This is a genomic window from Bacillus sp. E214 (genome assembly GCF_008087365.1).
Classification (GTDB): domain Bacteria; phylum Bacillota; class Bacilli; order Bacillales; family Pradoshiaceae; genus Pradoshia.
In genome coordinates this window covers 228,314-240,365 of the sequence record NZ_VENN01000001.1, presented here as the reverse complement: position 1 = coordinate 240,365, position 12,052 = coordinate 228,314, and the positions used below count along the sequence as shown (strand labels likewise).

Annotated in this window: 9 protein-coding genes; 2 read left to right on the top strand and 7 right to left on the bottom strand. The window is 38.3% G+C overall.

What is annotated here, in order from left to right; translation table 11 throughout:
* The 4 genes from FHY47_RS01115 to cyoE form a co-directional block, all read right to left on the bottom strand.
* Complete coding sequence (locus tag FHY47_RS01115) at positions 1-633, bottom strand: cytochrome (ubi)quinol oxidase subunit III (RefSeq protein ID WP_066100784.1); 633 nt, start codon at positions 631-633, stop codon at positions 1-3.
* On the bottom strand, positions 633-2,513 hold the full coding sequence (gene ctaD / locus FHY47_RS01110; RefSeq protein ID WP_066100787.1) for a cytochrome c oxidase subunit I: 1,881 nt from the start codon (positions 2,511-2,513) through the stop codon (positions 633-635). The genes FHY47_RS01115 and ctaD overlap by 1 nt, the downstream gene beginning before the upstream one ends.
* A 33-nt stretch (positions 2,514-2,546) precedes the next feature.
* Entirely contained in the window at positions 2,547-3,614 is a 1,068-nt protein-coding gene (coxB, locus tag FHY47_RS01105; RefSeq protein ID WP_066100788.1) for a cytochrome c oxidase subunit II, read from the bottom strand.
* 90 nt (positions 3,615-3,704) lie between these two features.
* Positions 3,705-4,667, bottom strand: a complete 963-nt coding sequence (cyoE, locus tag FHY47_RS01100; protein WP_175354215.1) for a heme o synthase — start codon at positions 4,665-4,667, stop codon at positions 3,705-3,707.
* A 510-nt stretch (positions 4,668-5,177) separates the two neighbouring features.
* Between cyoE and FHY47_RS01095 the strand changes: the two genes are divergently transcribed.
* On the top strand, positions 5,178-6,122 hold the full coding sequence (locus FHY47_RS01095; RefSeq protein ID WP_066100791.1) for a COX15/CtaA family protein: 945 nt from the start codon (positions 5,178-5,180) through the stop codon (positions 6,120-6,122).
* Between the two features lie 115 nt (positions 6,123-6,237).
* Here the strand turns inward: FHY47_RS01095 and pyc are convergent, their stop codons facing one another.
* From pyc to FHY47_RS01080, 3 genes are all read right to left on the bottom strand, one after another.
* The gene (gene pyc, locus FHY47_RS01090) at positions 6,238-9,675 is read right to left on the bottom strand and encodes a pyruvate carboxylase (RefSeq protein WP_148629534.1); all 3,438 of its coding nucleotides are present in this window, start codon (positions 9,673-9,675) and stop codon (positions 6,238-6,240) included.
* A gap of 101 nt (positions 9,676-9,776) precedes the next feature.
* On the bottom strand, positions 9,777-10,964 hold the full coding sequence (locus FHY47_RS01085; RefSeq protein WP_148629533.1) for an FtsW/RodA/SpoVE family cell cycle protein: 1,188 nt from the start codon (positions 10,962-10,964) through the stop codon (positions 9,777-9,779).
* 112 nt (positions 10,965-11,076) lie between these two features.
* Complete coding sequence (locus FHY47_RS01080; RefSeq protein ID WP_373925453.1) at positions 11,077-11,373, bottom strand: Fpa/YlaN family protein; 297 nt, start codon at positions 11,371-11,373, stop codon at positions 11,077-11,079.
* A 175-nt stretch (positions 11,374-11,548) separates the two neighbouring features.
* Here FHY47_RS01080 and FHY47_RS01075 point away from each other — a divergent pair, with 175 nt between their 5' ends.
* Positions 11,549-12,052 carry a peptidyl-prolyl cis-trans isomerase gene (locus FHY47_RS01075; protein WP_148629532.1) on the top strand — a complete coding sequence of 168 codons (504 nt, stop codon included), beginning with the start codon at positions 11,549-11,551 and terminating at the stop codon, positions 12,050-12,052.

Sequence of the window (12,052 nt, the reverse complement as noted above, 5' to 3'; positions counted from 1 at the left end):
TCACCCCACCATTCCCATTAAGTAAACGACTGTAAAAATGAATACCCATACAACGTCGATAAAATGCCAGTATAGGCTCGCAACATAAAATTTCGGAGCATTATACAGATTTAAGCCACGTTTCGAATTACGGAGCATTAACGTAATAATCCACAATAGTCCAAAGGTTACATGGGCACCATGGAAGCCGACTAATGTGTAGAAGGCGGATCCAAATGCAGAACCTGTAAATGTGTGATGATATTCATGCACATAATGATTAAATTCATAGATTTCTAAGCCCAGGAAAGCAGCCCCTAATAAAACAGTGATTAACAGCCAAAACTGCATTTGTTTAAAATCGTAGTTTCTCATATGATACATCGCATAAACACTTGTTAATGAGCTGGTTAACAGCAGCATAGTAGCAATAAACGCCAGCGGCATATCAAATAAATCTTTGGCTAGAGTCATTTCCTTATTAGGCGGTACACTATCTTTCAGAGCTAAGTATGTTGCAAATAATGAAGCAAAAAGCACTGTCTCTGCAGCGAGGAAAAGCCAAAAACCTAAAAATTTATGCTTTCCGTCATCTGTATGTTTCTCAGGGTGAGATGGCCATGTTTCTGGTGTGAATTTTTGCCCTGCATTCATTACACCTCAACCCCCTTATCACTTTTAGCATTAGAAGATACCAAATCTTCTTTATGGATATGATACCCATGATCATCTTTAACGGAACGGATGAGCATAGCTATAAAGGTAATCAACAAACCAATCACCATTACCGGGACTGTCCATTCTTTATCCGTTGCATTATAAAGTGCTCCAAATGCAGCAACAAACAATCCAAAAGAAATAATAACAGGAAGAATTGAATTGTTAGGCATATGGATATCACCAAGAGGTTCAGCCGGTGTCATCGCATTTCTACCTTCCATTTTTTCAAGCCACCATGCATCATATCCTCTTACTAATGGTAATCTTTCAAAGTTGTATTCAGGAGCCGGTGAAGAAATTGCCCACTCAAGTGTACGTCCATCTTGCCATGGGTCATTACCGACTTTAACATTTTTAACTGAAGTAACTACGATATTAACCAATAATATAATGACTGCTACAGCCATCATGAATGCACCGACAGTAGATATTAAGTTGCCATTATCCCATCCCTGTCCGTCCAAATAAGTGAAAACACGTCTAGGCATTCCCATTAATCCAAGGAAATGTTGAACAAAGAATGTTAAATGGAATCCGATTAGGAATAACCAGAATGTGATTTTACCCATGAATTCATTCAATACTGTACCGAATATTTTTGGCCAGTAAAAATGTGTACCTGCCAACAAGGCCAGAACTACTCCACCGACGATAACATAGTGGAAATGGGCAACAACGAAATAGCTATCATGATACTGATAGTCAGCCGGAGCTGCAGCATTCATAATTCCCGTTACTCCACCCATTACAAAAGATGGAATAAATGCAACGGCGTATAACATAGGGGTCGTAAACGTAATCTGACCACCCCACATCGTGAAAATCCAGTTGAAGATCTTTATACCAGTCGGAACAGCTATCGCCATTGTTGCTACTGCGAATATCGCATTTGCGACTGGCCCAAGACCAACCGTAAACATATGGTGAGCCCATACCATGAATCCTAGGAAACCGATTAAAATGGTTGCAAAGACCATAGATGAGTATCCAAATAATCTCTTTCTCGAGAATGTTGGAATAATTTCAGAGAATATTCCGAATGCCGGAAGAACCAAAATATATACTTCCGGATGTCCAAAGATCCAGAATAAATGTTCCCAAATAATTGTATTTCCACCCAAAGCCGTTACAAAGAAACTGGAACCAAACATACGGTCAAACATCATTAGTGTCAAACCAACTGTAAGCGGCGGGAAAGCAAATAGAATTAAGGCAGATGCCACAAATGTTGTCCACGTGAAAAGCGGCATACGCATAAACGTCATTCCAGGTGCTCTCATATTAATAATTGTGGCCAGGAAGTTAATTCCCCCTATTAACGAGCCCATACCTGATATCTGAAGTCCAAGTATGTAAAAATCTATACCGTGACCTTCAGAAGCCAATGATAGAGTTGCATAAGATGTCCATCCGGCATCAGGCGCTCCGCCCATAAACCAGGATAAGTTTAAAAAGACTCCTCCAAAGAAAAACAACCAAAAACCTAATGAATTTAAAAATGGAAATGCTACGTCTCTAGCCCCGATTTGCAGCGGCATAATCGCATTCATAAATCCAAGCAATAAAGGCATGGCGGCAAGGAAAATCATGGTTGTTCCATGCATGGTAATAATTTGGTTAAACATTCCACCACTGATAAAATCATTTTCTGGCTTTACAAGCTGAATTCTTATAAACATTGCCTCAAGCCCACCCAGCAAGAAGAAAAATCCACCTGCAAAGATATAGAGCTTGGCAATTTTCTTATGGTCAACAGTCGTTAAATAATCCCAAATGACACTAAGAAACCCCTTTTTTTGAGCAATAGTACTCACGTTTTAACCTCCCCTTTGAAAACTAGCAAACTCTTATTTTTGCGATAAGGTTTCCAGGTACTTAGTAAGCGCATCGATTTGTGAATCAGAAAGCTCTCCGTAAGTGTCAGTCATTTTGTTTCCTTCTTTAACTGACTCCGGATCCTTAAGCCACTTCTTCACATTTTCTTCATTATTTTCCAAATAACCCGCTACTACTTCACGATCAGCAAAATTTGATAGATTAGGTGCTAATCGAGCCTGCTCCGGTCGCTGATCATTGGAATCGATCGCATGACATCCGATACAGCTTTTATTGAAAATTTCCTGGCCTTCACTTGCTGTTGCATCAGTAAGTTTTACTTCCGTGTGCTTTGTTTCTTTCATGCTGGCTACCCATTGGTCAAATTCATCCCTTGGCAAAGCTTTCACTTTGAAATCCATTAATGCATGGGAAGCCCCACATAATTCAGCACATTTTCCATAAAAAATCCTGCCGGCTTCTTCACTTTTTCCATCATCAAACTCAAGCCAGAAGCTATTTTCTCCCTCTGTGTTCGTATCAAGCTTACCCCCAGCTGAAGGAATCCAGAAGGAATGCTTTACATCTGACGCTGTTAAATTAAAGTAAACCTTTTCATCAGTTGGAACAACAAGTTCTTGCCCTGTCATGATACCTTCGCCAGGATATTCAAACTCCCACCAGTAATAATTAGCCCTTACATTTACAGTTAAGGCTGTAGGATTCCCATCCTTATCCTTTTCATCCTTGGCAGATACATCTGCAAAATCAAATGTATAATAAATCGTTGGAACTGCAAGGATGATTAATAAAACAATCGGGATAACCGTCCAAAGTATTTCTAATTTGTGGTTACCCTCAATTTGCTTAGGGATTGTATTATCTCCCTTTTTACGACGAAATTTTAAAATTGCAAGTACAAAAAGAATAACAACAACAATGATTACCAATACCATAATGGCAGTACTGAGTATCATTAAATCATACTGTTTCTTCGCTACCTCACCTGCTGGATCCAATGCTGATAGATACGGCTTTCCACAACCCGAAAGTATTAGCATCAAAACAGCAATTAAGGATGCAATGCGCCATTTTTTCATAGCAAATAATTACCCCTCTTTCGTAAAAAATTTCTTCTTTCCAAAGGAACATCTTATATATTGAATTTCTTTAAGAAAGAACCCCCAATGTTAAAAACGATTAATTAAAGAAACAATGACCATTGCCACAAAAGAAATAGTCATATAGTTTAATGAATAAATGAACATCTTATTGGCCCACTTTAAATCTTCTTCTTTGGAAAACTCCTTTTTTAATGAGAATCCCTTTAAAGTTAATATAAGCCAACCTATATTTAAAATTGTTGCCAAAACTACAAAAGAAACCCCGATTGGTTTCAGTATAAATGGAATTGGAAACAATAAAGCTACCCATATAAGCATATGAATCTTAGTTTCTTTAAATCCTTTTACTACAGGCAGCATAGGAATTCCAGCCGCTCTGTATTCCTCCGTCCGCTTCATAGCCAATGCGTAGAAATGTGGAGGCTGCCACACAAACATTAATAGAAATAATCCCCAGGCAATCGGATGTAATCCTGGGTCAACGGCGGCCCACCCAATTAGTGGCGGTATAGCACCAGAAAAACTGCCGATAACAGTATTTGAGACAAACCGTCTTTTTGACCACATTGTATACAGCAATACATAGGCCAATACCCCAAGTAACCCCATAAAAGCTGCCATTGGAGTAGCCATTAATAGAATCAATAATCCAGTTACCACCAGTGCCAGGCCCATATACAACACTTTTATAGGGTTCACCTTCCCAGTAACTGTCGGACGCTTCTTTGTACGAGACATAAACACGTCGATATCCCGGTCTATGTAATTGTTTAAGCTGCCAGCGCCAGCTATGATCAGTGCTGACCCTATAACACCATATAGAACGAGATCAAGATTCCCTAGGAAACTCTGGTCAGTAAAATAAAGACCGAGCCAAATACCTGCAAAAACAGTGATTAAATTTGAATTGACGATGCCTACCTTTACTAATACCAAAAAGTCCTTAAATGCTGTACTGTTCATATCCTTCTCCACGTCTAGTCCCTTCTGGTTTTCATACGAGGTCTGCGATGCCGGTTTAGGTTTCATGCTGTTACCTCCTATCTGAATAGTAGATTTCCAAACTTTTAGTTTCAAGCGATATATTCACAAATTATAACAGTGATATTTATATAGAAAAATTTGCCTAATATATATTTAAACACAGATTACACTTCTATTGTGAAAATAATTTGTCCATTTTTTGTCATAAGTGTGACCTAATCATTATATAGTGGTAATTTTATCCTGTAAATATATTTTTGTAACATTGAAAGTATGAAAACCTTATTTAACCAATTAAATCCCCTCTCTATTTCTAACAAACTCTTCTTTAAGTTTCAACTATAAACAATTACATGAATTTTCAATTATCACTAAATAAATAATTTCTTCGACTATTTAGAAACTTTTCTTTGTAATTATTGTAAAAATTATTTATGATATGTTAGTAATGATTATCAAACTTTGTAATATTTACCTCATTATACGGTTCCAGTTATTAGGAAACAAATGTTTAAGCTTACTATTTTATAAAAACAAAGCAGGTGTTAGATTTACATGCAAAAATCTTTGAAATGGTTTGCCGTTATGACATCCTTTGTCATGCTTGTAATCTTAATCGGCGGTGCGCTCGTCACAAAAACAGATTCTGGTTTAGGATGTGGACGCTCCTGGCCGCTTTGCAACGGAGAATTGATTCCCACGGATATCACGCCCGCACTACTAATTGAATTCGCACACCGTCTTTTTACCGGCCTTGGATCCTTCATGGTAGTTGGATTAGCGATCTGGTCATGGAAAGCCATTGGACATATTAGAGAAACCAAATTTCTTGCTCTCCTATCTATTGCATTTCTAATCATTCAAGCATTGCTGGGAGCTGCCGCCGTCGTTTGGAGTCATTCTGATTTCGTGCTGGCTTTGCATTTTGGGATATCACTCATCTCTTTTGCCGCCGTTCTACTTTTAACTCTACTGATTTTTGAAGTTGATAAAAAGTTCGATGCGGAAAAGCTGATAATCCCGAGGAAAATGTCCATTCACATTATCGCTCTATTTATTTATTCCTATATTGTTATCTATACCGGTGCGCTGGTACGTCACGCAGAAGCAAGTCTCGTCTGTCCTGAGTGGCCCCTTTGTTTTAATGATGGTACTATAGTCCCTCATAATATGTATCAGTTTATTCAAATGGGGCATCGCGCTGCTGCAGGCCTCATCTTTATCTGGATTTTATATATTTTCGTCTATACTTGGCGCAATTATCGCCATATAAAAGTTTTATACTGGGGATGGACGCTCTCCCTTATTCTTGTCAGTTTACAGGTTATAGCAGGTGCTTTTATCATTTATACCCGTTTAAACTTGTATGTAGCCCTCTTACACGCCATATTGATTTCTTGTTTATTTGGAGTTTTTTCCTATTTTATCCTTCTTGTAACGAGATCACGGAAAAGCAAAGCTGCAGAAGCCTCGAATCCGTCTGTTAGGAAAACAAGCTGATTAGAATGTATAAAATCATCCTTTTGCATCACATTATACAAACTAGGGAAATAATCCAATACATAAAAAGGAACGTGAGTTAAAAACCCACGCTCCTTTTTATTGTGTTTTAGTTTTATTTATCAAGCACAATCAACAAATCGCCCGTCTGTATGGCTTCTCCATCATTAACATAAATCTCTTTGATGACTCCGTCAAATGGTGCCTGAACTGTTGTTTCCATTTTCATTGCCTCCGTTATGATTAAATGGTCTCCTTTTTTGACTTTTTGTCCATGAGACACTAATACCTTCATCACGGTTCCAGGCATTGTTGCACCAATATGGTTTGGATTGGAAACGTCCTGCTTTGGTTTCGACTGAATAAGAGTTTTAACACTTTCGTCCTTAACTACCACTTCTCGAGCCTGTCCATTGAGTTCAAAATAAACCATTCTTGTGCCATCTATACGTGGCTCACTAATTGAAATTAGTTTAATAATTAAGGTTTTTCCCTTTTCGATTTCCACTTCTATTTCCTCTCCAATGGAAAGTCCATAGTGGAACGTTGGTGTATCTAACTCTGTTATATTGCCATACTCACTATTCGAGTTCACATAATCAAGGAAGACTTTTGGATATAGTGCATAAGCGAGTGCATCAAACATCGTAACTGGACGTTTGATTTTCTCAAACAACTCTTCCTTTATCTTCACAAAATCCACGTCCTCAAGCAACTCACCTGGGCGAACTGTAATAGGAGATCTATTTTTTAGAATTACCTTTTGAAGTTCTTCAGGGAAACCGCCATATGGCTGTCCTAAATATCCGCTGAACAATTCAATAACTGAATCAGGGAAATCGATCAAATGGCCTTTCTCCAACACACTACTTTCTGTCAAATCATTTTGTACCATAAACAAAGCCATATCGCCTACTACCTTGGACGATGGTGTTACTTTGATAATATCACCAAACATCATACTTACTCGATGATACATTTCTTTTACTTCATCCCAGCGTTCACCTAAACCAACTGCTTTCGCTTGCTGCTGAAGGTTGGAGTATTGACCGCCTGGCATTTCATGTACATAGATTTCTGTATGGGGGGACTTCATTCCACTTTCAAAATCAGCATAGTAACTTCTGACCCCTTCCCAATACTCTGATAACTTTTCGACTGGCTTAATATCGAATTGCGGCTGCCTCTCATGACCCTCCAATGCATAATAAAGAGAATTTAAGCTTGGCTGTGAGGTAAGTCCAGCCATTGATCCAAGTGCCGTATCAACGATATCCACACCGGCATCAATCGCTCGTGCGTACTGATAGATACCATTCCCGCTCGTATCATGTGTATGAAGCTGGATCGGTATGTCAACTGCATCTTTTAACTCTGAAATCAGGCGGTAGGCTGCTTCCGGCTTCAATAAGCCTGCCATATCTTTAATAGCTAATAGATGTGCTCCCTGTGCCTCTAGCTCTTTAGCAAGATTTCTATAGTATTGCACATCATATTTTTGCCTGCTTAGGTCGAGTATATCACCTGTATAGCAAATCGCTGCCTCGGCAATTTTTCCTGATTGGCGAACATAATCAATTGTCTTCTCCATTCCCTTAACCCAGTTAAGGCTATCAAAAATTCGGAATACGTCTATTCCCGCATAGGCAGATTTTTCAACAAATTCCCGGATAACATTATCAGGATAATTCTTATAGCCAACTGCATTAGATGAGCGCAGGAGCATCTGGAATAATACATTAGGGATTTCCTGTCTAAGTAATAATAATCTTTCCCATGGATCTTCCTTTAAGAACCGGTAGGCTACATCAAATGTTGCCCCGCCCCACATTTCAAGTGAAAACAGATTCGGCATAAGCTTTGAGGTTGGTGCAGCAATCTCTTGTAAATCCTTCGTTCTCACTCTGGTAGCTAAAAGTGATTGGTGTGCATCCCTGAATGTAGTATCTGTGATTAACACATTTTTTTGTTCTTTAACCCATTGAGCCAGCCCCTCTGGTCCCAGTTTATCTAATAATTGCTTGGTACCTGTCTGAGATGCTAAGTAATCGTGAGTTTGGGGAACTTTTGGTTTTTCGAAAACCGGTTTCTCCTTAACACCTATGCCCGGAAAACCATTGACAGTCACATTAGCGATATAATTCAGCATTTTGGTTCCACGATCTTGTCGGTTAGAGAAAACAAAAAGCTCAGGTGTTGTATCGATGAATGATGTATCGTATTCTCCTGCAATAAATTTTTTATGCTTTACCACATTTTCAAGGAAAGGAATATTTGTTTTAATTCCTCTGACACGGAATTCTCTTAAATTACGCAGCATTTTTATAGCTGCCTGATCGAATCTGGTAGCATGAGTGGATACTTTAACAAGCAAGGAATCATAATATGGTGTAATAACCGATCCATGAAAAGCATTTCCAGCATCCAGACGAACACCAAAACCGCCGCTAGAACGATAAGCTGCAATTCGGCCTGTATCCGGCATAAAATTATTTAAGGGATCTTCCGTCGTCACCCTTGCCTGAATGGCATACCCATTGATATGTATATTGTCTTGTTTAGGTATGTTTAATGAAGTACCGTGTAAACTGTGTCCCTCAGCAATATTGATTTGAGATTGAACAATATCAATGCCCGTAATCATCTCAGTGATTGTATGCTCAACCTGGACACGAGGGTTTACCTCGATAAAGAAAAATTCATCTCCAGAAACAAGGAATTCTACCGTACCCGCATTTACATATTCTACATTCTTCATTAATTGAACTGCAGCGTCACATATCCTTTCTCGTAAAGAATCGGTAAGTGACACACATGGAGCTACCTCGACTACTTTTTGGTGACGGCGTTGCACAGAGCAGTCCCTTTCATACAAATGGACAATATTTCCGCTTTGATCACCCAGTATTTGAACTTCAATATGCTTGGGATTCTCAATAAATTTTTCTACGTAAACTTCATCATTGCCAAAAGCAGCTTTTGCCTCTGATTTTGCCCGGTTATAGGCTTCTTCTACTTCCTCTGGGTTACGAACAATGCGCATACCCCTTCCGCCGCCGCCGAGAGAAGCTTTTATAATAATCGGGTAACCATTGATTTCTCCAAACTTCGTAACTTCTTCCAAACCAGAAACTGGTCCTTCACTTCCTGGAATAATAGGAATACCTGCCATTTTCGCTTGCTCTTTTGCCTTTACTTTATCTCCAAACATATCGAGATGATTTGTTTTAGGACCAATAAAAATAAGTCCCTCTTCTTCACATCGTTTTGCAAATTCGATATTTTCAGAGAGCAAACCATATCCAGGATGTATAGCATCTACATCACTCATCTTAGCAATCTCAATAATTCCTTCAATATCAAGATAGGCATCAATTGGCTTTTTACCGGCACCAACTAAATAGGCTTCGTCTGCTTTATATCGATGATAGGATTTGTAATCCTCTTTTGAATAAATAGCAACAGTTTTAATATCCAATTCATTGCAAGCTCGAAAAATACGGATAGCAATTTCTCCACGGTTGGCAGCCAATACTTTTTTAATTTTTCTCATCCTGAGCACCTCACAGCTTCCTGAAAATTATGACAATATAGTAATTTTTTAGTAAAAATAATGAGTAAGAAGATTATTCTTACTCATTATTTTAAGCCAGCTTATCCCTGGAGTGTCTCCCCTTTTTCAACTGGTTCTTTTTTGTAGGCTGCATCATATCTCGTCATCATAGAGACATTGACCAGTAATCCGACAGATATCAAAAGAATAATTAAGGAAGAACCACCATAGCTGATAAATGGTAAAGTAACCCCAGTAATCGGTATTAGTCCAGCTACTCCACCTAAGTTAACCATAGCTTGAATTCCAATCATACTGGAAATACCTACTGCTAGCATACTCCCAAATGGATCATTCGATTTTATGGCGGTATGAATCCCTTTTAATACAATCGTAGCCAAGCATATAATAACAAATCCTACCCCAATAAGTCCTAACTCTTCAGAAATCACAGACATTATAAAGTCAGTGTGCGGTTCAGGCAGATAACCATATTTCTGCGTGCTTTGTCCAAATCCCACTCCGGTAATGCCGCCATTGCCAATTGCCACATAAGAATTGACCAACTGATATCCTTCATACTTCTCACTGGAAAACGGGTCTAAAAATCCAACGAAACGTTCAAGCCTTTTTGGAGTAAAGATCTTGTCTTTAAAAAGAAAAATGATTGGTGTCGCAACAAGGATAGCTCCGAACAAAATCGATAGCAGTTTACCTAAACTCTTAAAATTCATACCAGAGCATAAGATAATAGTACAAGAACTCATAAAAAGAATGAATGCCGTCCCGATATCCGGCTGCAAAACGATCAATAAACAGATAACTAACAAGAATAATAGTGGTGGTACTACACCCTTATTAAAGACATTGATATATTTTTGTTTATTCGAATAGACTGCGGATAAGTATATAATCATACCTAACTTAATAAACTCTGATGGCTGCAAACTCCCTAGCGCTCCAAGCTTAAACCAGCTCTCCGCATTTCCGGCGGTGTGGCCAATAAAATTTAAAGCAACGAGAGAGATAATCGAGCCTAGTACGATGATCACCAAAAACTTTTTATTTTTAAAAACCGGATAAGGTATAGCAGCTACAACGAAAAACAGGATAAACCCGATGATTAAATGCCTAAATTGTTTTATGTAGAAAAAATCGCTTGGAAGTCCAAATCTTGACACAGCCGTAACCATACTGGCGCTATAGACCATTACAAGACCAAAGATACTTATAGCGATAATGATAGCGATGAGAGTAAAATCATACGATTTTAAAATACGTTTTATCATATAGGTCTCCTTGAATAAATTTCATTTTAAAAAATATGCTTGTTTAAAAATTATATAAAGAAAAACAAAAAAACTCAAACAACATCGGCATCGTTTGAGTTTCGACTGCTACTTATTTTCTTAAGGAAGCATCATGAAGAGCAGAAAGTTCTTGTTCAAGGAATCCCAATAGCTCTTTACCGTCTTTCTCTTCTATTAATCCTAATCGAACGGCAAAGTCAATTTCTCTGGAGAGACCAAACATTTGGGTATCTAAAACTTCTTCATATAACGGACACTGAGGCATAGTCAAATTGTCCATTTGCACCTTTATTAGTTTAAATATTTTATCAGCGTCAGCCTTTAACAATGCGTAGGCCTTTTCTTGATGATTGACAAGGATATCAGATGTCAATGTGCAACCCCCCATTATGGCCCAATGAACCAATCTATTATAAAATTCTACCCTTAAAATCGTAAAATTGCAAGAAAAGGTAATGTCAAGGAGTTTAGTTTTTTCTAAAAAAAGATAACCTTCGTGCAGCGAATTACTGTACATACTCATTCAGCAGCTATAAGATTAAAATTGGAAAGGAGAGTCAATTATGAAAGATATTCTACAAATAAAAGGGAATGTAAAATTCCCGATATATCTCGACCCTGGCACTTGGATATTTGATGACAGGAAATTCGATCTTGATGCTTGGCATCCAGAAAACAATCAGAAAGAAAATCCTGAACAGGAGACCTATTTAAAACAGGTATCATCACAATGGGATAAAGAGATCATTGAAGGGGCATCCCCACCGCCAAGTAAACCTGTAATAAAAACGAAGAAACAGCAGCTTACTGAAAACAGTTTCGGGATTGTATTAAAGCCTTTTTTCTTGAACACTGAACCTGAAAGTACTTCTGCAGCTGTTATTGTACATACAGAAAATGCTAATTTCACATTCTCTTTTGAGGAAGCGCTTCAACTGGTTGCTGGCTTTTCTATTAAAGGGCGACCAATCAAAGCGGATGAGGGTGGACCCATTCATATTTACCACGGCGATGGCTCCAACAGGCAAGCACCCATTAAAAACGTAACAGGTTTTACAATTCAATAA

Excerpts from the sequence above, each read along its gene's own strand:
- FHY47_RS01115 (WP_066100784.1), bottom strand. The coding sequence starts at position 633 with ATGAATGCAGGGCAAAAATTCACACCAGAAACATGGCCATCTCACCCT.
- pyc (WP_148629534.1), bottom strand. The coding sequence starts at position 9,675 with ATGAGAAAAATTAAAAAAGTATTGGCTGCCAACCGTGGAGAAATTGCT.
- FHY47_RS01095 (WP_066100791.1), top strand. The coding sequence starts at position 5,178 with ATGCAAAAATCTTTGAAATGGTTTGCCGTTATGACATCCTTTGTCATG.
- coxB (WP_066100788.1), bottom strand. The coding sequence starts at position 3,614 with ATGAAAAAATGGCGCATTGCATCCTTAATTGCTGTTTTGATGCTAATA.
- FHY47_RS01085 (WP_148629533.1), bottom strand. The coding sequence starts at position 10,964 with ATGATAAAACGTATTTTAAAATCGTATGATTTTACTCTCATCGCTATC.
- cyoE (WP_175354215.1), bottom strand. The coding sequence starts at position 4,667 with ATGAAACCTAAACCGGCATCGCAGACCTCGTATGAAAACCAGAAGGGA.
- FHY47_RS01075 (WP_148629532.1), top strand. The coding sequence starts at position 11,549 with ATGAAAGATATTCTACAAATAAAAGGGAATGTAAAATTCCCGATATAT.
- FHY47_RS01080 (WP_373925453.1), bottom strand. The coding sequence starts at position 11,373 with ATGGGGGGTTGCACATTGACATCTGATATCCTTGTCAATCATCAAGAA.